The sequence below is a fragment of the Chryseobacterium sp. FR048 genome, from assembly GCF_056844665.1.
The window spans coordinates 223,293-244,458 of sequence record NZ_JBXDSE010000008.1 but is presented as its reverse complement, the minus strand read 5'-3'; the positions used below and the strand labels follow the sequence as shown (position 1 = coordinate 244,458).

General features: G+C 37.8%; 24 protein-coding genes and 3 tRNA genes. 16 read left to right on the top strand and 11 right to left on the bottom strand.

All coding sequences use genetic code 11. From position 1 onward, the window contains the following. The first annotated feature begins 85 nt into the window (after positions 1–85). From accD to AC106K_RS21635, 5 genes are all read left to right on the top strand, one after another. Entirely contained in the window at positions 86–940 is an 855-nt protein-coding gene (accD, locus tag AC106K_RS21655; RefSeq protein ID WP_047095043.1) for an acetyl-CoA carboxylase, carboxyltransferase subunit beta, read from the top strand. A gap of 54 nt (positions 941–994) precedes the next feature. Beyond that, positions 995–1,504 carry a DUF6973 domain-containing protein gene (locus AC106K_RS21650; RefSeq protein ID WP_482447516.1) on the top strand — a complete coding sequence of 170 codons (510 nt, stop codon included), beginning with the start codon at positions 995–997 and terminating at the stop codon, positions 1,502–1,504. Positions 1,505–2,016: 512 nt separating this feature from the next. Then, the gene (locus AC106K_RS21645) at positions 2,017–3,420 is read left to right on the top strand and encodes a nucleoside recognition domain-containing protein (RefSeq protein ID WP_482447515.1); all 1,404 of its coding nucleotides are present in this window, start codon (positions 2,017–2,019) and stop codon (positions 3,418–3,420) included. A 12-nt stretch (positions 3,421–3,432) separates the two neighbouring features. Further along, a complete protein-coding gene (locus AC106K_RS21640; RefSeq protein ID WP_482447514.1) occupies positions 3,433–4,167 on the top strand; it encodes an ATP-grasp domain-containing protein in 735 nt (244 codons plus the stop codon). A 19-nt stretch (positions 4,168–4,186) separates the two neighbouring features. Next, positions 4,187–4,579: a hypothetical protein gene (locus tag AC106K_RS21635; protein ID WP_482447513.1), complete on the top strand. Its 393-nt coding sequence runs from the start codon at positions 4,187–4,189 to the stop codon at positions 4,577–4,579. Positions 4,580–4,594: 15 nt separating this feature from the next. Here AC106K_RS21635 and AC106K_RS21630 read toward each other — a convergent pair whose 3' ends face one another. From AC106K_RS21630 to AC106K_RS21615, 4 genes are all read right to left on the bottom strand, one after another. Then, a complete protein-coding gene (locus AC106K_RS21630) occupies positions 4,595–5,485 on the bottom strand; it encodes a ferric siderophore ABC transporter substrate-binding protein (protein ID WP_482447512.1) in 891 nt (296 codons plus the stop codon). A gap of 35 nt (positions 5,486–5,520) precedes the next feature. Continuing rightward, a complete protein-coding gene (locus AC106K_RS21625) occupies positions 5,521–5,919 on the bottom strand; it encodes an ExbD/TolR family protein (protein ID WP_047095049.1) in 399 nt (132 codons plus the stop codon). 12 nt (positions 5,920–5,931) lie between these two features. Next, on the bottom strand, positions 5,932–6,636 hold the full coding sequence (locus AC106K_RS21620) for a MotA/TolQ/ExbB proton channel family protein (protein ID WP_047095050.1): 705 nt from the start codon (positions 6,634–6,636) through the stop codon (positions 5,932–5,934). A 173-nt stretch (positions 6,637–6,809) separates the two neighbouring features. Then, positions 6,810–7,271, bottom strand: a complete 462-nt coding sequence (locus AC106K_RS21615; RefSeq protein ID WP_482447511.1) for a hypothetical protein — start codon at positions 7,269–7,271, stop codon at positions 6,810–6,812. A gap of 167 nt (positions 7,272–7,438) precedes the next feature. Between AC106K_RS21615 and AC106K_RS21610 the strand changes: the two genes are divergently transcribed. From AC106K_RS21610 to AC106K_RS21600, 3 genes are read left to right on the top strand one after another with little or no spacing between them, the layout of a single operon-like run. Then, positions 7,439–9,235 carry a DUF885 domain-containing protein gene (locus AC106K_RS21610; RefSeq protein ID WP_482447509.1) on the top strand — a complete coding sequence of 599 codons (1,797 nt, stop codon included), beginning with the start codon at positions 7,439–7,441 and terminating at the stop codon, positions 9,233–9,235. 6 nt (positions 9,236–9,241) lie between these two features. Continuing rightward, on the top strand, positions 9,242–9,802 hold the full coding sequence (locus AC106K_RS21605; RefSeq protein WP_482447507.1) for a hypothetical protein: 561 nt from the start codon (positions 9,242–9,244) through the stop codon (positions 9,800–9,802). A gap of 6 nt (positions 9,803–9,808) precedes the next feature. After that, positions 9,809–10,255 carry a DinB family protein gene (locus tag AC106K_RS21600; RefSeq protein WP_482447506.1) on the top strand — a complete coding sequence of 149 codons (447 nt, stop codon included), beginning with the start codon at positions 9,809–9,811 and terminating at the stop codon, positions 10,253–10,255. Positions 10,256–10,452: 197 nt separating this feature from the next. On the opposite strand, the gene nth is transcribed toward AC106K_RS21600, so the two are convergent. Then, positions 10,453–11,073 (bottom strand): endonuclease III, encoded by a 621-nt coding sequence (gene nth, locus AC106K_RS21595; RefSeq protein ID WP_047095053.1) that lies wholly within the window; start codon positions 11,071–11,073, stop codon positions 10,453–10,455. 33 nt (positions 11,074–11,106) lie between these two features. On the opposite strand from nth, the gene bcp reads away from it, so the two are divergent. Continuing rightward, positions 11,107–11,556 (top strand): thioredoxin-dependent thiol peroxidase, encoded by a 450-nt coding sequence (gene bcp / locus AC106K_RS21590; RefSeq protein ID WP_482447505.1) that lies wholly within the window; start codon positions 11,107–11,109, stop codon positions 11,554–11,556. A 91-nt stretch (positions 11,557–11,647) separates the two neighbouring features. Here bcp and AC106K_RS21585 read toward each other — a convergent pair whose 3' ends face one another. From AC106K_RS21585 to AC106K_RS21565, 5 genes are read right to left on the bottom strand one after another with little or no spacing between them, the layout of a single operon-like run. Next, positions 11,648–12,184, bottom strand: coding sequence for a GNAT family N-acetyltransferase (locus tag AC106K_RS21585; protein ID WP_482447504.1), 537 nt, complete (start codon positions 12,182–12,184; stop codon positions 11,648–11,650). Next, entirely contained in the window at positions 12,153–12,818 is a 666-nt protein-coding gene (locus AC106K_RS21580) for a hypothetical protein (protein ID WP_482447503.1), read from the bottom strand. Before AC106K_RS21580 ends, AC106K_RS21585 begins: the two co-directional genes overlap by 32 nt. Before the next feature lie 32 nt (positions 12,819–12,850). Next, the gene (locus AC106K_RS21575; RefSeq protein ID WP_482447502.1) at positions 12,851–13,933 is read right to left on the bottom strand and encodes a mannose-1-phosphate guanylyltransferase; all 1,083 of its coding nucleotides are present in this window, start codon (positions 13,931–13,933) and stop codon (positions 12,851–12,853) included. A 2-nt stretch (positions 13,934–13,935) separates the two neighbouring features. Next, positions 13,936–14,526, bottom strand: a complete 591-nt coding sequence (locus AC106K_RS21570) for a SprT-like domain-containing protein (RefSeq protein ID WP_047095057.1) — start codon at positions 14,524–14,526, stop codon at positions 13,936–13,938. A 1-nt stretch (position 14,527) separates the two neighbouring features. Beyond that, positions 14,528–15,868 (bottom strand): TolC family protein, encoded by a 1,341-nt coding sequence (locus AC106K_RS21565; RefSeq protein WP_482447501.1) that lies wholly within the window; start codon positions 15,866–15,868, stop codon positions 14,528–14,530. Between the two features lie 186 nt (positions 15,869–16,054). Between AC106K_RS21565 and AC106K_RS21560 the strand changes: the two genes are divergently transcribed. The 7 genes from AC106K_RS21560 (at position 16,055) to AC106K_RS21530 (ending at position 20,204) form a co-directional block, all read left to right on the top strand. After that, the gene (locus AC106K_RS21560) at positions 16,055–17,299 is read left to right on the top strand and encodes a bifunctional folylpolyglutamate synthase/dihydrofolate synthase (RefSeq protein ID WP_482447500.1); all 1,245 of its coding nucleotides are present in this window, start codon (positions 16,055–16,057) and stop codon (positions 17,297–17,299) included. 49 nt (positions 17,300–17,348) lie between these two features. After that, positions 17,349–17,423 (top strand) — tRNA-Val (locus AC106K_RS21555). A 33-nt stretch (positions 17,424–17,456) separates the two neighbouring features. Beyond that, a tRNA-Val gene (locus tag AC106K_RS21550) sits at positions 17,457–17,531 on the top strand. A gap of 32 nt (positions 17,532–17,563) precedes the next feature. Next, positions 17,564–17,638, top strand: a tRNA-Val gene (locus tag AC106K_RS21545). 164 nt (positions 17,639–17,802) lie between these two features. Next, entirely contained in the window at positions 17,803–18,276 is a 474-nt protein-coding gene (locus AC106K_RS21540; protein ID WP_482447499.1) for a hypothetical protein, read from the top strand. A 170-nt stretch (positions 18,277–18,446) separates the two neighbouring features. Next, positions 18,447–18,938 (top strand): hypothetical protein, encoded by a 492-nt coding sequence (locus AC106K_RS21535; protein ID WP_482447498.1) that lies wholly within the window; start codon positions 18,447–18,449, stop codon positions 18,936–18,938. 144 nt (positions 18,939–19,082) lie between these two features. Further along, positions 19,083–20,204, top strand: coding sequence for a hypothetical protein (locus tag AC106K_RS21530; protein WP_482447497.1), 1,122 nt, complete (start codon positions 19,083–19,085; stop codon positions 20,202–20,204). Here AC106K_RS21530 and AC106K_RS21525 read toward each other — a convergent pair. Continuing rightward, on the bottom strand, positions 20,194–21,165 hold the full coding sequence (locus AC106K_RS21525; RefSeq protein WP_482447496.1) for a glycosyltransferase family 9 protein: 972 nt from the start codon (positions 21,163–21,165) through the stop codon (positions 20,194–20,196). The two genes, AC106K_RS21530 and AC106K_RS21525, sit on opposite strands and share 11 nt — an antisense overlap. Position 21,166 lies beyond the last annotated feature (1 nt).

Below are 21,166 nucleotides of genomic sequence, written 5' to 3'. Positions count from 1 at the left end.
TGGATTTTGAATTATCGGTTTGTACCGGATTCTGACATCCAAAATCTAAGATTCAAGATCCAAAATTTAAAATAAAATTTCATAAATGGCATTCGACTGGTTTAAAAGAAAAGCAAAAAACATTACCACCTCTACTGATGAAAAAAAGGACGTTCCCAAAGGCCTATGGCATCAGACTCCATCAGGAAAAGTTGTGGAACATGATGAACTAAAGAGGAATAACTACGTTTCTCCTGAAGACGGATTTCATGTAAGAATAGGAAGTGCGGAATTTTTTGACATCCTTTTTGACGGCGGTAAATTTACCGAACTGGATGCCAATGTGGAAAGTATTGACATCTTAAACTTTAAAGATACAAAACCTTATAAAGACCGTTTAAAAGAAGTAAAAGCTAAGACCAAGCTTACAGATTCTATCAGAAATGCTGTAGGAACTGTAAAAGGAACTGAAATGGTGGTTTCTTGTATGGACTTTGCTTTCATTGGTGGATCTTTAGGTTCTGTAATGGGTGAAAAGATCAGAAGAGCAGTAGACTACTGTATCAAGCACAAACTTCCGTATATGATTATCTGTCAGTCCGGAGGTGCAAGAATGCAGGAAGCAACTTACTCTTTGATGCAATTGGCTAAGGTACAGGCTAAATTGGCTCAGCTTTCAGAAGCTGGACTTTTGTATATCGCTTACCTTTGCGACCCTACTTTTGGAGGAATCACTGCTTCTTTCGCTATGACTGCGGATATTATTATGGCTGAACCGGGAGCACTAATCGGTTTTGCAGGACCAAGAGTAATCCGTGAAACTATTGGTAGAGATCTACCGGAAGGATTCCAGACATCAGAATTCTTACAGGAAAAAGGATTTGTAGATTTCATCGTAAAAAGAACTGAAATTCAGGATACAGTTGCCAAAACAGTAAATTTATTAGCTGTAAAAGCATAGTATCTGTAACAAAAACAATACAATCTCTCTCTAATTAGGGAGAGATTTTTATTTATGAGGACTTTTAAGATATTTTTCGACACCATCAGAAGTATGAGTTTTAAAAAGATTATGCGTCTTTTATCACTTCTCCTTCCCCATCCTCTTTTTGCCCTATTGAGTTTTCACGCTACGGTAAAGGCTTTTACTATTGCACAGACAAAATTCCCTGAAACAGCCTCCAATAATGGTATAGGAAATGCTTTCAGACATGCCCTTTGGTGTTGTTTTATCATGATGTATTGCTGTAAGGTCTCTTCCCCCAAAAAAGCACTGGATTTCTGTAAAAGAATGACCGACATGCACGAAGAATTGTTTCCCAATCAACCTCTGGAAACTAAGATGGACCTCCATAACAACAAATTCGGAATGGATTATTTCATGGAACTATTACCCGGAATCCATCGTCAATTCTTCGAAAAGAGCTTCTTCGTTGATGGATTGGTGAAAAAAATGGAAGATGCTAAAGTCCTGAGAAACCTGGATGACGATTTTGATGGGCACCTCGTTTATCTGGAAGACTAAGTATATTCTATTTCAAACGCAAGGAATACGCAAAGAGATTATACAAACATAATGCAGATTTTTTGGTCACAAAGGCATTTCATTCAGCAAAAGGCCACAATCAGCGACCTCTGCTAAGTGATAACGCCATTGCGAACGTAAAATTTAAAGTTTTCAAGAAAAACCTTAGCGAGCATAGCGTGAAAAAACATGTTATTTTCTATTTTCAAACGCAAGGAATACGCAAAGAATTTATACAAACATGATGCTGAGCTTTGATGGCAAAGACATTTCATTCAGCAAAAGAATATAATCAGCACCCTCTGCTAAGTGATAACGCCATTGCGAACGTAAAATTTAAAGCTTTCAAGAAAAATCCTAGCGAGCGTAGCGTTAAACAGAATGATTATCAAAAACTTAAATCCAAATTTCAACAATATCATATTAGTTTTTGAAAACTTAAATGCTTAATTCTTTTGAGACTTTTGTGGTTTAAAGTATTTTTGATAAGTTTAAACAATTAAATCAATCAGATGGTCCTCAGCAGAATTTGGTCGGCTTTCATTATCATTGCCATTGCCATTGCCAGTATAAAATACATTTCATCAAGCAACTACAAAACCATTTTCAATGATATGGTGGTAGGAAAAGGAGGTGATACAGTGAAAGTGGTCTCTCAACCTATGAATACACTCTCTCCCGTTATCAAGGACAGCCTGATGAAGAAAAATGATTTTGCAGATGGCAGAATTCATTATAAAACAGATTCTTTAAAACAGAATGTAAAGGTTTACCGTGTTCAGGAAGCTGACGGTGTCATCGGAACCTCAGAAACTGCGGTAAAGATATGTATTGGATTAATTGGAATCATGACCCTCTTTATGGGATTCATGAGTATTGCTGAAAAAGCGGGCGGAATCAACCTTCTGAGCCGTTTCATTCAGCCTTTTTTCTCAAAACTGTTTCCGGACATTCCTAAAAACCACCCGGCATTCGGGCATATGCTGATGAATTTCAGTGCCAATTTGCTTGGCCTGGACAATGCAGCTACTCCTTTCGGGTTGAAAGCCATGGAAAGTTTACAGACCTTAAACCCCAATAAAGATACAGCCAGCAATTCACAGATCATGTTTCTGTGCCTCCACGCCGGAGGAATGACACTGATTCCCGTATCAATCATTGCCATCAGGGCTTCGATGGGATCCAAAACTCCTACTGATATATTCCTGCCTTGTATGATTGCTACTTTTGCGGCTACTCTGGCGGCCATGATCATTGTTTCTTTATACCAAAAGATCAATCTTCTTCGCCCGGTAGTTATTGCTTATGTAGGTGGAATTTCAGCTATTATCGGGTTATTGGTGGTCTATCTTGTACAATTGAGCAAGGATGAACTTGATGATTTCAGCAAAGTATTAAGCAACGGCCTTATTCTCTTTATTTTCCTCGCCATCGTACTTGGAGCTGTTTATAAAAAGATCAACGTTTTTGATGCCTTTATTGAAGGCGCAAAAGAAGGGTTCACCACCTGTGTCAAGATTATTCCCTATCTGGTTGGAATGCTGATCGCTATTTCTTTGCTAAGAACTTCAGGGGTTTTCGATGTGATCATAGACGGAATGAAATGGGTGGCCAATGCAGCGAGCCTTGATCCTAGATTTGTGGACGGACTTCCTACAGCACTGATCAAGCCTTTATCAGGTTCCGGAGCAAGAGGAATGATGGTAGACACAATGGCGACCTTTGGAGCAGACAGCTTCCAGGGTAAACTGGCAGCCGTTCTTCAGGGAAGCTCAGATACAACCTTCTACGTAATTGCGGTATACTTTGGAGCCGTAGCCATAAAGAACACAAGATATACAGTAGTAGCAATGCTTCTGGCTGATTTAGTAGGTATTATAACTTCAATTGCATTAGCGTACCTGTTTTTTGCATAATTTTTGAACCCCATGAAAGCTTACATCCAGACAGACCAAAACGGAGAATTTTACAATGTCAACGCTTTTATAGCCTATGAAGGTTTTAAAAATTTTGGATTTGAAATTCAAAAATTTACCGATGCCGATGAGATTACGGATACAAATCCGGAACATATTGTCGTAGGTGGCATTTTGAATGTCAGAAAGCGGTTACAAAACCTGAATATCATCCGGAATTCTAAAGAAATTGATTATCCTGAAGAATTGACCCCTTTCCTGAAAAGAAAAATCTGGAGCTCCACCATCAATGAAACATACCACAACAGAAACTGGAATATCTTCATAAAGCCACAAACAGAAACCAAACTTTTTGCTGGGAAAGTAATCAAAAACGAAATGGATTTCATCGGGTTGATTGATCCGGGAAACGACATCAGCATCTGGTGTTCTGACCTGGTTGACTTCAAAACGGAATGGAGGTGTTTTATCCGTTATAAAGAAATTCTGGACATCAGAAGATATAAAGGAGACTGGGATACGAAAATAGACCTGAAAACAGTTCAGGATGCGATCTCTGCATTTCATTCCCAACCACAGGCTTATGCTCTGGATTTCGGAGTGAATGAAAAAGGAGAAACCCTATTGGTAGAAGTCAATGATGGGCACTCTCTGGGCACCTATGGGATTTCTTCTTCTCATTATGCTAAATTCCTTTCTGCCAGATGGAGTGAGCTTACCGGCACAGAAGACTATTTAAACTTTTAATTAAAATAAACATCAGTATATGATTACAGATAAAGAATTTACCCTAAGACTTATTCGACAATTGTCGCAGGCATTAGAAAAACTGATTCTGGATAAACCGGAGGAAAGTTTAATGCAGAAGGAATTGGATTTTGACACGCTGATGCGGGATATTTTCAAAATGAGTTTCACTGAGGTTTCCTCAATGACTAAAGAAGATATGATCGCCATTGTCAATGAAAGACAGGAAAGAGACCGTAAGGATTATTATGAGATGCTTGGGAATCTTTTCTACTTTAAGAGCAGAGAAGGTGAGAACAAAGACTTTCAGGATAAAGCCAAAACATTTTATGAGCTCTATCTTCAGACCAGCGGAATTTTTGCCCTTCCGGTGATCAACAGAATCAATGAATTAAAAAAAGCACTTGAATAAAGTGCTTTTGTATTTTTAGAAGGTAATTTTATAAGTTCCTGTAGAGGATGTACTGGCTTTCTCTGCCTTTACATATTGTTTTACCCAGGCTACCGATGTAGAAGCTACACAAGGGTCTGAAGTACCTCCTGCCCTTCTTGCAGAAACCACATTTCCGGCTTTATCTACAGTGTAAGCAATGGTAATAGATCCGCTGGCAGTACAACTGTGTGAAGGCTGTGCTCCTCCTCTTCCCATGGTACCCGGAATATATCCAACCAGTTTTCTGTCGATCCCTACTTTACTGTCTCCATTTCCATCTCCTCCTAAAGGATCTCCTGCATTTCCGATTCCTTCACCTGTTCCCTGGCTTCCAGCTTTGGTTCCTCTACCTCTGATCAGGTTTCCAATGGCTGCATTCCCTTTTCCGTCTCCATTGCCTGTTTTGGAATTGGCAGTAGTAGCTCCCGACTTTTTAGTATTTTTAGAAGCACTTGTACTGGTAGCTTCCTTTTTTTCAGCTTTTTTAGATTCCTCTTTTTTAGGAACTGTATTTTTTGAATTGTTTCCCGTAATTACCTTCTCCTTCACTTCTGCTTTCTTTGGCTCTGGTGTAGGTACCGGTTCTGGTTTTACAACAGTCTTTGTTTCGGGTACAGGAGTTTCTGCAGGTTCCGGGGTCACTTCTTCTGTAGCAGCAGCTAGGCTTCCCGGTTGCTCAGCAGGTTCTTCGATTCCTTTTCCGTTTCTGTTGTCCCCGAAATTGACAAGCATGGTAGTTACCACTTCCGGTTCTTTATCCAGCTCAGGCTTTAATTTATATAAAAAAACAAAAAGCAGAATGGCAGCCCAGATCAGAATAGAAAGCAATGCGCTTTTTACCCTGTCTTTATTCTGTTCATTTCTATTTGCTGTATAGCTTTTCATCTTACAATACTGATTCTTTCCGAAATTCGGGTCTGTTACTTATCTTTAACGGTTGCGATTGCAATATTAAATTTATGTTTTTCAGCGATTTCCATAACGAAAACAACATCTTTATGCATGGTGTTTTCATCAGCTCTGATCGTGAAAGACTTATTGGTTTGTCCATTTAATTTATCGGTAATGATCTGTTCCAGTTCGCCTTTATTTACAGGGTTATCGTCCACAAAGTAAGATCCATCAGGCTTAATGCTTACGATAACAGGATTAGGAATATTATCTTCAACCGCTCCGGCTTTCGGCAGATTCACTTCTATGGCACTCTGATTGGCCGCAGAAGAGGTAATCATAAAGAAGATCAGCATCAACAGGATAACATCTGTCATCGCTGCTAAACTGAATTCCGGATTTGCTTTATTTCTTCTCTGAATTTTCATCTTAAGAAAGATTTATAAAGGTTTGTTGATAAGGTCTAAAAATTCTCCTGACATATTCTGAGCTTTCAAGACAAACTTATCAATTCTTGTCAAAAGAATATTGTAGCAGAAGTTTGCAGGAATAGCCACCGCAAGACCTACCGCCGTTTGTCCCAATGCTGTATAAATACCTTCCGAAAGTGTTTTAGGAGAGAAAGATCCCGTTGCATGAGATAGGTTGAAAAATGCAATAATCATCCCTATTACCGTACCCAAAAGCCCCAACATCGGTGCGATACTCGGAACAACAGCCAAAAGATTCAGGTTTTTCTCCATATTTGCCACTTCTACCTGAGCCTGAGCCTCCATAGCACTTACAATATCAGAAACAGGACGTCCCAATCTTGAAATTCCTTTTTCTAAAATTCTTCCTTCAGGAGAATTCTGAGTCTTACAATAATCGGATGCCGCTTCTATTTTTCCGGCTTTGATGAAGTCTTCAATATTATTCATAAAGTTGGAGTCTGTCTTGGAAGTCAGCCTTTTGATAAAGAAGAATCTTTCAAAAAACAGATACAGAGAAAATACGCCCAACAGCAATACGGTTACCATCACTATTTTAGCGAAAGCCCCTCCGTGGAACATGATCTTCCAAAATGAAAATTCTAAATTGTCTGTAGCAACTGCTGGTGTAGCAATTTGTGCAAATAAAATCTGAGAAAGTTCCGTTAACAGCATTAAATGTGAATTTTATTAAAGTTTCAACGACAAATGTAGTGGAATATTATGAATTGATATCTTAAAAATTGCTTAAAAACAACTTAAATTTTGTTATGATCTGTAAACAGCAAATTTCTTTCCAAAAGAAATTTTGAAAAGAAATTGAGTATAAAAAAGAATGAAAGACGCTATTAATCTTCGTCTACTTCTATATCATCCTGCTTGAATTCGCATTTTAACCTAAAAGGAAGCGGAGTTTCTGATCCGGTATAGAAATCATCAATGGTTCCCTTCCAGATCACCTGAAGCTCTCCGTCTTCATTTTTCTCGAAAAGAAGCTCATTGTCATAGATATAAGCCTCTTCATCATCGAAAAGGTCTACTTCTGTGTAGGTTTCTTCGTCAGAATCACTGATTTTGATGGTTTTTCCTTCTATCTCCGTCGATTCAATAGGAAAATCGAAAATTTCAAGTGATAGCTGTGGAAAGTTGTACTGTAATGAATCATCGTCTACGTGATCCAAACTGTCATCCGTTATAATTTCAACCTCTAAAAAATGTTGCTGGTTGCTGTAAACTGCCTTACAATAAGTATTTCTGATATTGTATTTTAGCGTTTCGTCCGGATGGTAAATTTTTAAAATCCCTTTCATTTTTCTTAAAAAAGAACTGTAATAATATGATTGTTAAACGTTTTAGACAAAGATAAAAAATTGATTTAATGTGAAAAGGATTTTGAAAATTATTTTTTAAAATCAATTCGGACAATGGGTCGGAATCTCCCAATAATACTTAATTTTGTTTCATAAAGTTTCTGAAAATGAAAAACATTTTATCAAAAGGTATTCTGGGGCTGGGACTGATGATCGGCCTTGCCTCGTGCAAAAAGTCGGATTCCCCTCTCACCAAAGTGACGCCCAGTAATCTGGATTCTATAGCATCCAATTATTACGAGCAGTATCTCAAATTATATCCTCTGGAAGCTACGGCCCAGGGAGATACCAGATACAATGACCAGCTTCCGATCAATATAGACAAAGACTTTATCTCCGGAGAAGTCGCCTTTTACAATTCTGTACAGAAACAACTTGACAACGTAGATTACAAATCACTTTCTGACGAAGACAAAGTAGTCTATGACGTTCTGGATTATACCCTGAAAGATAAGATTGAGGCCTATGCTTATCATCCTGAATACATCCCTTTCACTCAGTTCGGAGGTCTTCCACTTAGTTTTCCTCTGTATGGAAGCGGACAGGGAAGCCAACCTTTCAAAACTGAAAAGGACTATAGCGACTGGCTTAAAAGAATGGAAAAATTCCCGGAATGGATGGATGCTGCGGCAGATAATTTCCGTGAAGGGATCAATAATAAAATCGTTCTTCCTAAAAAGCTGGTGATCAAAATGATTCCTCAGATGAAGGCCGAAGAAATCATTACTCCGGATATGGAAAAAAATATCTTCTACGGACCGGTAAAAAATTTCCCAAAAAACTTCACTCAGGCTCAGAAGGATAAGTTTGCAGCACAATATAAGGAAACGATCACTAAGAAAATCATTCCTGCTTATACCAAAATGGGAACATTCCTTGAGAAAGAATATTTACCAAAAGGAAGAGATACCGACGGATACAACAGTCTTCCTAACGGAAATGAAATTTACAGCTATTACGTAAAAACCTGGACAACGACTAAAAAATCTCCTGAAGAGATCAATAAGATCGGACAGCAGCAGGTCGCTATGCTTCGTGCAGAGATGGAAAAGGTAAAACAGCAGGTTGGTTTCTCCGGCACACTGGAAGAGTTTATCACTCATGTGAAAACAGACCCGAAAGCAATGCCTTATAAAACGTCTAAGGATGTTTTAAACGGATTCAACAGTATTTTGGCGAAAATCACTCCGAAGCTGAAAACCATGTTCAATGTCACTCCGAAAACAAAGTTTGAGATCAGACAAACGGAGAAATTCAGAGAAGCAAGTGCCAGCGCAGAATATATTCCGGGAACTCCGGATGGAAAAAGAGCGGGAATTTTCTATGTTCCGCTTCCTGATCCAACGAAATTCAATGTTACTTCCGGAATGGAATCTCTTTTCCTTCACGAAGCAATCCCAGGACACCATTATCAGGTTTCCCTGCAGCAGGAGAACACCAAACTTCCAAAGTTCATGCGATTCGGATGGTTTGGAGCTTATGGTGAGGGATGGGCACATTATTGTGAAACTTTAGGACCTGAATTCGGGCTATATACAGATCCGTACCAGAAAATGGGTTATTTAAGTGATCAGATGCTGAGAGCCGTAAGACTGGTAGTAGATACAGGTCTTCACACCGGAAAAATGTCTAGAGAAGAAGCTATCAAATATTTCCTGAGCAACATTTCTTATGATGAAGGAGCTGCTGTGGCAGAAGTGGAGAGATATATGGCCATGCCAGGCCAGGCTTTAGGCTATAAAATCGGGTCTTTAAGAATCCGCGAATTGAGAGAAAAGTACCAAAAAGAGCTTGGAAACAAGTTTAATCTGGCAAGTTTCCACGATGAAGTTCTAAGCCAGGGATGTCTTCCTCTGGACGTTCTGAACAGAAAGATGGAGCTTTGGGCGAAAAAACAAAAATAGTTTCTTATGAGACTATTTTTATTTTTTACAGGGATTGCATTGACCGTTTTAAGCTGTCAAAAAAATGAAAATTTCGAGAGATTTATCGTTGATAAGCATCTATCTTCTAACGACACTATACAACTTCTTTCAGCATATCCTGAGTTAAAGTTATATAACAGCGAAATCGTTGAGAGTAAAACAAGAACTGCTCTGATCACCCAGGTCGCCAGCTATTATGATGTCAATCACTTTCAGAAAAATATTATGTTTGATGATTATAAATGTAAAGCCTTATACAGGAAAGATACATTAGAAATATGGCTGAACAATAATAACGGATATTTCGGGAACGGAGTTCTTGTTCAGGTATTCAACAATCAATTCAGAATCAGAGATATTAATCCTAAAGCACTAAAAAATGAAGTCCATTTTATTAAAACAACTGCTTTAAATCAAAAACTGATTCTCAACAAGAATAAGTTCAGCAAAAATGACAGCATTTATGGCTTTATAGATTATAAATGCAGCATTGACAGTCTGGTTGACAAGCACTTCAAAGGATATTTTAAAACCGTAATACAATAAAAAGCTATGATCATAGAAAGCCTGAAATCTCTTTACAATAGAGATTTAAATAAATTAAAAGAAGAAATTGAAGCTTATCAGAAAGAAGAAAACCTTTGGATAACAGATAAAAACATCTCTAATTCTGCAGGAAACTTATGTCTTCATTTGGTAGGAAACCTTAATCATTTCATAGGTGAACAGCTTGGAAATACAGGCTACGTAAGAGAACGTGATCTGGAATTTTCACTAAAAAATGTTCCCAAAACTGAACTCATTGAAAAAGTTACTGCCACAGCAGCAATGATTGACACAGTATTAAGCCAATTATCTGAAGAGGATCTGAAAAAAGAATATTCACGTATTCCTTCCGAAGGTAAAATGTCAACAGGTTATTTTTTAATTCACCTGGTTGCTCATTTAGACTATCATTTGGGACAGATCAATTACCATAGAAGGTTATTGGACTTTTAATCCTAAAACCTTGTCATTTCATTTAAAATAAGCGCAGCATTCACGAGCCAATAATTGGTTGTGTTTTATTTTGAGTTCGCAAGGGTGTTTCACTCAGCAAGGAAATGATTGTCTTAGCTGAACGAAGTGCCGTTGCGAACTGTTTTTAATATAGTTTTTATAAATCTTTGCGACCTATGCGTTAAGATAAAACGGTGTTATTTCTCAAACATCATTTTGGTAATAAAATCCTTCTCCCCTTTCCCTCTGGCCGGAGAATACTCTCTTCCATAGAAAATGATCTGAAGGTGAAGCTTATTCCATACTTCTTCAGGGAATAACTTTTTGGCATCTTTCTCGGTCTCTACTACATTTTTCCCTGAGGTAAGCTTCCACTGGGTCATCAGACGATGAATATGGGTATCTACGGGAAAAGCGGGAAAACCGAATCCCTGGCTCATTACAACTGAAGCCGTTTTATGTCCTACACCCGGAAGCGCCTCTAATTCTTCATAAGTCTGCGGAACAATACCATTATGCCTTTCTAATAAAAGTTCGGCCATTCTTTTCAGGTTTTTAGCCTTTGTATTGGAGAGTCCTATTTCTTTGATCAGTTCTTTGATCTCAAATTCTTCCAGTTTTGCCATTCTCTGTGGAGTTCCTGCAACGGCGAAGAGATCAGGCGTCACCTGATTTACCTTTTTATCTGTGGTTTGTGCAGAAAGTGCTACGGCAACCATTAATGTATAGGGATCGGTATGATCCAGTGGTATAGGTGTGGTAGGATATAATTTATCCAGTTCTGTCTGAACGAGTTCAGCTCTTTGCTTTTTTGTCATTTTACCCTTAAATTTGAACAAAATTAAATTATTATGCTGAAAGTTGGAGATAAATTACCTGAATTTGAAGGTCTCAATCAAGACGGAGAAACAGTAACCTCATCAAAACTAATCGGGAAAAAACTGGTTATTTTCTTTTACCCGCAAGCGAATACGCCAACTTGTACGGTAGAAGCCTGTAATCTGAGCGACAATTATTCGAAGCTTAAAAAAGCGGGATTTCAGCTATTGGGAATAAGCGGTGACTCTGTGAAGAAACAAAAGAATTTTCACAGCAAATTTGCCTTTCCTTATGATCTTATTGCTGACGAAAATAGAGATGTCATTGAAAAATTCGGCGTTTGGCAGGAAAAAAAGACGTTCGGAAAAACCTATATGGGAATTGTAAGAACTACATTCATTTTTGATGAAAACGGAGTCTGTACAAGAGTGATTGAGAAAGTGACTTCCAAAACAGCTGCTGACCAGATTCTGGAAGGATAATCATTTTTGAAATACAAATAATACAAAAGCTTTCACCAATAACACGATTTAAAATCTATAGGTTATTTGTGAAAGCTTTTTTATATCTGTTTTATTCGGTTTCGTAATAGTTAAGTTCTTCGGTTTCTCCGGGAAGAGTAACCAGTTTCTGGAATCTCAAACCTAATTTTTCGATCAGTTTCTGAGAAGAAAGATTGTCTTGGGAAATGATGGCTGATATTTTTGATAATCCAAAATCATCCATTCCAATGGATTTTACCTTTTGGGCGGCTTCAAAAGCATATCCTTTTCCTTCAAACTCTTCCAATAAAGAATAGCCAATATCTACGACGTCTAGCCCCTCTCTTTCAAAAATCCCAACAGCTCCTATTTTCTCGTTGCCTTCTTTCGTCACCAGAAGATAGTTTCCGAATCCGAGTCTTTCAATCTGTGGAACAAATCTGTTCAGGATATAGTTTTCAGCATCTTCAATACTATTCACATTACGGTTTCCGATATGTTGAATAAATTTAGGCCTGTTATAAAGTTCAAAAATAAAATCGCGGTCTTCACGAGGAGACATCGGGCGAAGTATTAATCGCTCAGTCTCATAAGTATTATCTGCGTTTGGGTGTTTTTTTAGGCTCATCTTTTTTGGGTTCTTCCTTTTTTTCGATTTTTAAAAGTCTCGGGTTATTAGCACATTTTTTATTATAAAGCTCGATGTAGGTCCCGTTATCTTTCGTCTGAGTCACTTTACCCGTTGCTTTATTTACAGTCAGAGTATAGTGGGTCTTTTGATAAGGACATTCTTTTGAAGTTACTTTTCCTAAATCCAGATAATAATTCGATGAATCTTCATGATAATTACCGGCAAGATCTTTAAATTCTTCATCTACAACGTATCCTTCTGAAGCCAGCATTACAGCAGCTTCCTGAGCGTTGTCTATCTTTCCGATAAACCTTTTAAGCCCATCCATATCAAGGATATAATTGATCTTCCCTCCTTCTGAATAAGCGATATAATAAAAACTGTCTTCACTTGGAAACAGATTAAATCCTGAAAACTGAGGCGTATAACTCAGCTTTCCTCCGGAAGTTTTCACTTCCTCCCCTTTTCCATAATTATTGTACACCAATACCCATGAGCCAATTTTGTCATCAGGGTTGATCTGTTGTAAAATACTCGGAATACTTGCAAACTTTTTCTTGTTCTGGGCATATCCCAAAACTCCTGAAAGTAAACATATAAAAATGAAAAATCGGGTGGCGGCTTTAATCATAATTTTAAAATCAGCAGAAAATATACCAAATATTACATAAACTTATCCCCTTTTTTAAAATTCTTTAAATCAAGAACATAGTCTTTAATCAACTGATCGTTGTCACGAGGGCAGATCAGAAGTGCCTTATCCGTATCTACAACAATATAGTTTTCAAGGCCGTCGATGATCACTGCCTTATTATTATTTTTTAAACGGATAATGTTTCCCTTTGAATTGTAAGCTAATAAATGTTTCAGCTTTACAGCATTTCCATCCTCATCTTTTTCGGTATTCTCATACACAGAAGTCCAGGTTCCAAGGTCACTCCACCCCAGATCTGATGGAATTACATATACGTTTTTCGCCTTTTCTAAAATTCCGTTATCAATCGAAATTTTCTGAACTTTTGGATAAATTAATTCGATACAGTTGTTTTCTTTCTCCGAATTGTACTCGCAAGCCATAAAATGCTGCATCATTTCAGGAAGATATAGTCCAAAAGCATGATGAATACTTTTTACATTCCATACAAATATCCCTGCATTCCAAAGAAAATCACCGCTTTCTAAAAAGCTTTGTGCAATCTCAAGAATCGGTTTTTCCGTGAATGTTTTTACTTTAAAATATTCTGATCCTTTTTTCTCTACAAACTGGATGTATCCGTATCCGGTATCAGGTCTTGTAGGAGTAATCCCCAGCGTCACCAGATAATCATGTTTTGAAGCAACCTCAAAGGCCAGCTCCACTTTTTCCAAAAACACATCTTCTTTCAGGATCAGATGGTCTGCCGGCAGTACAATCATGGTAGCATCCGGATTGATCTCAGCAATTTTGTTTGCCATATACAGGTTACAAGCTGCCGTATTTTTCATAAGAGGTTCGCCCACAATGTTTTCCTCAGGAACTTCAGGAAGCTGCTGATGAGAAAGTGCCACGTACTCTTTATTCGTAATCACGAATATATGCTCTTTAGGAATGATCTTGCTGATCCTGTCATAGGTCTGCTGGATCATGGTGCGCCCCGTTCCTAAAATATCCTGAAACTGTTTTGGAAATTTCTGCGTGCTCATTGGCCAGAACCGGCTTCCGATCCCTCCCGCCATTATAACGCAGTATCTGTCTGATTTTAACATTCTTAGCTACATTTTTCTACCCTAGCCAAAGGTTTGAAAGAATACTTCCTTCCAGTAGCCAGGTTCTGACAAAGATAGTTTTTTTTAACCAGACCTTCGAATAAATACTTTTCGTTGCGATACATAAAGAATTCTCCTTTCTGAAGTTCTTCGATAAACTGAAGGCTATCATCCTGTTTTTCAGTATGAAAATACCTTACAAGATCAGGACTGGCCATAAAATTGGCCTTCGGTGATTTTGAAAACCTTACAATGATAGGTTTCAGGTCTTCGTCGTACACATCAAGGCTTTCAAGAAGCATATTTCTGAAGGTTTCTTTCCATTCATTACCATGAGGAGAGATTCTCCGGCCGTATTTTTCAAAAGCGATAAGATGAGCAAGCTCATGGGTAAGTACAAAGAAAAAAAGCTGTGGAGTCAATGTGGAATTGACCGTAATCTCATGCGAGTTATCCGGAAGTTTTCTGTAATCTCCCAGTTTGGAATTTCTGTTTCGCGTAACTTTAATGTGAATATAGTAATCTGAGAACCATATTCTTAAATATCTGAGTGTATTTTGTGGTAAATATTTTTCTAATGATTGAATAGACATTTTACAAACTTAATGGAATTCCGGCATAGAAATTCAATAGTTTAAGACTGAAAAGATAATTATATTTCGCCTGCGCTACTGATCCCTGTGCATTTGCATAATTATTTCTCGCCACATTGACGTCATAAATGGTCGTTCTTCCTGCAGCATAGCTTTTGTCTGCAAACTCAAGAGCCAGTTTGGAGCTCTTCTCCGCTTCTACAGCTGCCAGATAATTTTCATAATTGGCATCTGCATCAAACTGGGCCTTCTGTACATTCTGTCTTACAGTCTGTTTCTGCTGTTCGAGTGTATTTTTAGCAATGCTTTCATTGATTCTGGACTGCTCTACCTGCAGTTTCGTAATCCCTTTATTGAAAATCGGGATATTGACAGAAAGGCTCGCCTGCTGTCCGAAGTTATCATTATATTGTTGGAAAAAGCCTTTTTCTTTAACATACATAAGTGCACTTCCAACATTATCCGTATTTAAAAGGTTGTTATAGAAAGTTCCTATCCCGGCACTCGCCGTCACGGTAGGCCAGAAAGCTGTTTTTGAAACTTCCGTTTGTGCTTCTGCAGAATGAATTCTGCTTTCTGCAGCTTTTATCTGCGGTTGAGACTGATAAGCAATCGTCAGAACATCATCCACCGATTTAATCTCCGGAGCCAATTGATCCGGAACTGAAACATCCTCTACATCAAAATCTTTATATTCTGACAACTGTAAAAGCTGAACCAAAGCAAATAAACTTCGCCCTACATTCACCTCAGCAGTTTTTAAATTCTGTTTTTCTCTTGCCAGTGCTGCCTCCGCTTCTGCCAACACAGTTTGTGCCGTTGTTCCTACTGTAGTGGTTATCTTGGCTCTGTCAAATTGCTTTTGAGCATTGGACACTGCACTTTCAGAGATCTTTACAATCTCTTTATTCAAAAGTGTAGTCAGGTATTGCTGAGCGATCTGTAGTGAAATATCATTTTTGATGGTTTCTACATCATACTGGCTTGCTTCCAGGTCATATTGGCTTTTTCTGACAGTCTTTTCCAGCCTTCCATTGTTGTACACCAAAATGTCTGCTGAAAGACTCGCATTGTTACTGAATCGGTCATTTCTTAAACTTCCCGTACCGAAAGACGTCTGTCCGAAACTCACCGTATTCCCAAGACTTCCTGAAACAGATGGCAAAGACCCCTTTTTGGCAATTTTGAGATTGGCTTCCTGTGATTGTTTGTTATATTGATTTTGGATAACCTGAAGATTATGCTCCACTGCATAGCTTACACATTCTTTTAAGGACCATTTCTTCTGAGCGCTTAAACCCAGATAACCTAATCCAAAAACGATGATCCAAACTTTTTTCATATTATGTAGATGTTTATTTGTTGTTTAATGGTCATATGCAATCGCGTCATCTTCATCAGTATCTGTACTTGCCTATCACGGCGATTTCATATTAAGATTTTTCAATATTAGACGAATTAAATATAAAAAAGTTACAGATTGAAAAATTATATTTTATTTTAAAAAAACTTTTGGGAATTTTGTACCATGACAAATGAACAATATCAGGAAGCAATCGACTGGCTTTTCGTACAGATGCCCAACTATCAGATAGATGGACAGAAGGCCTATAAACCGGGACTCGATAATATTACAAAACTTTGTGCTTTTTTTGGAAATCCTCAGGAAAAGATAAAATGCATCCACATTGGCGGCACCAACGGAAAAGGATCCTCGAGCAATATGCTGGCCTCAGTTCTTCAGGAAGCCGGATATAAAGTAGGACTGTACAATTCACCGCATCTTATTGACTTTACAGAGCGCATCAAGGTCAACGGAAAAAACTGTAACAAAGAATTTGTCTTTGATTTTATTCAAAAACTTAAAAATATTCCGGAAGACATCCGCCCGTCGTTTTTTGAGTTTACCACCATTATGGCTTTTGAATATTTCTATCAGCAGCAGGTAGATTTCGCCATTATTGAAGTAGGATTAGGCGGAAGACTGGATTCTACCAATATCATCAGACCATTGCTCTCTGCCATTACCAACGTGCAGCTGGATCATCAGAATATTTTAGGAGATACTATTGAAGAGATTGCTGCTGAAAAGGCTGGAATTATTAAAAATCATATTCCGATCATTTCCGGTGACGACAATGAGACGGTAAAAAATATCATGAGGGAGAAGGCTCTTCAGGAAAATGCTCCTTTTATAGACGCTACCCTCATCCAAACCCATCTTTCTTCTGACCTGAAGGGAAATTACCAGCAGAAAAACATCCGTGTTGTTCTGGCGATAGTTGAAGAATTGAAAAAACTGCAAATCAATATTTCTGATAAAGCTCTGGAGAATGGTTTATTAAAGGTTCATCAAAATACAGGATTCATCGGTCGTTGGTTTGAGTTTTCAACAGATCCGCTTACCATTTGTGATACGGGCCATAATCAGGCAGGTCTGGAGTATGTTTTTTCGCAATTAAATTCAATTGACAGGCACAAGCATATCATTTTGGGGTTCGTCAATGACAAAAAAATAGATGAAGTAATGAATTTGCTTCCTAAAAATTCTGAGTTTTATTTTGCCAAACCATCCATCAACAGGGGAAGGCATCCCGAAGATTATGAATATCTACTTAAGGAGGCGAAAATTTTTTATAAAATTTTTAATTCCGTACAGGAAGCGTATCTATCTGCAAAAGAACGATGTACAAACGAAGAAATGATTTTTATTGGCGGAAGCAACTTTGTTGTTGGAGATTTTTTAGAAAAAAATTTAGAGTTTAAAGAATAAGTTGTATATTTGCACCACTCTAAACGAGAAAACAATAAAAAAGTCTAGAGGGTTCTTAGCTCAGTTGGTTCAGAGCATCTGGTTTACACCCAGAGGGTCGGGGGTTCGAATCCCTCAGGACCCACAGAAAAGGAAACGAAACCTTTAAAAAAAATTCGGGTTCTTAGCTCAGTTGGTTCAGAGCATCTGGTTTACACCCAGAGGGTCGGGGGTTCGAATCCCTCAGGACCCACAGAAAGGAAACGAAACCTTTAAAAAAAATTCGGGTTCTTAGCTCAGTTGGTTCAGAGCATCTGGTTTACACCCAGAGGGTCGGGGGTTCGAATCCCTCAGGACCCACAAAAAATCTCTCAGATTTCTGGGAGATTTTTTTTTGCTTTATATTCATTTAAATTTGGCACGGACTTAAGCATCATTCAATTTTTTACTTCATTCGGTTCCCAGAATTTTACAAGATCTTGTTTATTGAGTGAAAGAATATATATTTGCAACAAATAATAAACATGAAAGCATTAATTATGGGTATGGCTAGTATTGCCATTCTTTCTACTACTCTACAATCCTGTGCAAGTACAGGTTCAGTAGCCAATAAAATCACCGTTGAATCCGGGGAAATTCCTCCAGACATGAAATCTGAAAGCTTTACCTTAGTGGGAGTATTGAAAGAGAGAGGCAGCTATGACAAATATGTGAAAAAAGAGTTTGCCAATTATACCGGAGAATATGTTCTGGCTACAGAAAACGAAATCAAAGACAAATACAGTGACCTTGACAAATACCGTTATATCATGGATTATGAAAGGGAGACCGCAAGCAGCTTCAATGGGGCTACTGGCAAATCTCAAAATGTTTCGGGAAAGAGATATTTTATTTTGGACAGAAAAACCAATAAAGAGTACAAAAGAAAAACGTGGTCCAGCTTTTATGCTAAAGAAATGCAGGCTTATCTAAAAGCCATAGAGGCCGTTAGAAAATAATTTTTATCTGAAGCAAGGAAAGGAAAACAATTAGATTTTAAGTAAAAATTGCAAGACACTTTTTATATTAAATTCTAGACCAGTCCGGTTCAAACCCCATTCAGAACTCACCAAAATCTCTCAGAGAAATCGGGAGATTTTTTTATTTTTATCCTGATTAATATTTCTGCATGAAACCATTATATATATTCCTCATTTTTGTTTTATCTTTTTCAAAAATTTATTCTCAAATAAGTGTTGAAAAAGCAGTGATTACAAAAAATTCAGACAATGTAGATCCAAATTTTGATAATGCCAGAAGATTTGAAAGTGCTTTAAATACTAAAAACCTCGAGTATCTTAATCCTGAGGAGGCATATTCAAAGATTTTTATTTTTATCGGTGAAAAAAAGGTCTTTTATCAGGAGAATTATCCCTCTGAAAAAGTTAAGCTCATCAATCATTCCATAAAGGATTCTAATGTCAAGACTGTATTGAAAAAAGAAATTTTTACTTTTGAAATCAAAAAGCAATCTCTTATCCTTAAAAATCATAAAAATAACACACCATTAATTCTGAAAATAGATAGATCAGGAGAATATATAAAGTTAATCAATGAAAAAACAAAAGAGACTTATATCGCATTAGAAAAAAAGATAGCTCAAAATAGAAATCCGGAATAAAAATTTAGCTCACACAAAGCATTTCGCATATAAAGAGACCTCAATCTCTTAACCCGAAAACTCTCAGACAATGGGGAGTTTTTTTCTTTAATCCATTGGTGATATTCTTATCTTTGTCACTTTACAACGTTAAATATTTTCTTTTTGAAGCAGCTTCATGTCATATCATTCAATTATCCCTACCCGCCTTCTTACGGTGGAATTATTGATGTATATTATAAGATAAGAGCTTTATCTGAAGCTGGGGTAAAAATTCACCTTCATTGTTTTGTGGATCAGATTCCTGAGACTATTGATCCGGAAGTGAAAGATTGTACGGAAAATCTATTTTTTTATCAAAAGAAAAAGAATCCTTTACTATATTTTTCAGGAGTGCCTTTCGCAGCAGCAATAAGGAATTCGGAAACGCTTCTTAAAAACCTGCAGCAGAACCCGGCTCCCGTATTATTTGAAGGATTGCAAACAACCTCTGCTATTGAGTATCTGAAGAGCTATCAACAGCCATTATACCTACGTTATCACAACAATGAAGCAGAGTATTATAAAGGGCTTTCGCAATCAGAAAAAAGCCTCTTTAAAAAGGTTATTTACAAAATCGAATCTATAAAATTTGTCAGGTATCAGAAAAAGCTTTTAAAAAGGTTTACCTCCGTATTCTGCCTGTCGGAAAAAGAATTTCATGAAGTGGAAGCTTATTCAAAAAATGCGCAATTGATTCCTATTTTCCACGGAAATATTTCAGTAAAGCCATTAGATAAGAAAGGAGATTATTTTCTTTTTCATGGAGACCTCACCACCGCAGACAACAAAAGGGCATTGAATGAGACCATTGATTTATTTAAAGATCTTCCGCAGTATCGCCTTATCGTGGCCTCGGACAGAGCCAGTGAAGATATTAAAAAGAGAATATCAGCTGTTGAAAATATCAGCCTGTCTCCTATTCAGACTACAGAAAATCTTCATCTTCTTTTGGAAAAGGCTCACGCCAATATTCTGCTTTCGTATCAGAATTCCGGAACCAAAGTGAAGCTATTCAACAGCCTTTACAACAGTCGGTTTGTTATTATCAACGAAAATATCACAGATGATCCCGCATTGATCAGTTTATGCCTGTATGGCTCTGCCAAAGAAGAAATTCGTCAACAGATCATTACTGTAGCCGAAAAAGACTATGATTCTTTTGAAAACAGAAAGAACATTTTGGAAAAAAAACATTCGGATTTTGCTAAAGCCAAAGAGATGGTTGCTATTATTTTCAGAGATTAATCCTGTCTACCACTTTCTGAATATCAAACTCCTCAAGACATGCCCAATCTCCTCTGTAGCAATCCTTGTCTCCAAATACAGAACAAGGCCTGCAGGTAAGATCTTCCACCTGAATGACATCTTCTTCCTTCTGCCCAAATCCTAAAAATCCGGCATAAGGATGCGTCGCTCCCCAAATGGAAACACATCGCGTCCCCACAAGGCTTGCCAGGTGCATATTGGCAGAATCCATCGAGATCATCACCTCCAGTTCAGCAATTTTATTGAGCTCTTCGGTAAGATTGAGTTTTCCTGAAAGGTTCTTAGTATTAGGAATTTGCTGTTCCCATTTTTGCAGGGTTTCTGTTTCCTGTTTCCCGCCTCCAAAGAAATATACCGTGTGTTTCTGAGCGAGAATTCTGGCTAGCTCAAACGATTTTTCCAACGGAAGCATTTTTCCCTTGTGCTGGGCAAAAGGGGCAAATCCAATCCCTGATTTATGGCCTGAAAGCGGTCTAAGCTGATTGGAAAGTTCTACTTTGAATCCCATTTCACGAAACACATCAGCATAGCGCTCTACGGTTCTTTTCAGCTGGACTTTTTCCAGGTTCCATACGTCCGTAAGGTGTTCTTTCTCTTCCTTTCCCTTATCTATTTTGAAGACCTTTAATCCCTTCCTCACATAGATCTTGTCTAAAATCTTGGTCCGGATCACATCATGCAGATTGGCAATACAATCCGGATTAAACTCATGGATCAGTTCGTTGCTCAGCCTTCTCAATCCAAAGAACCCTTTATAATCATCAAGATCTATTCCTTTGAATTTTACATTGGGAAGTCCGGTAAATAAAGCTTCAAAATTTTTTCTGGAGACCATAATAATTTCCACACCAGGATTCTGCTCCAGAAATTCTCTGAAAACAGGTACTGTCATCGCAACATCTCCGAATGCGGAAAAACGATATGCTAAAATTCTGGTCACG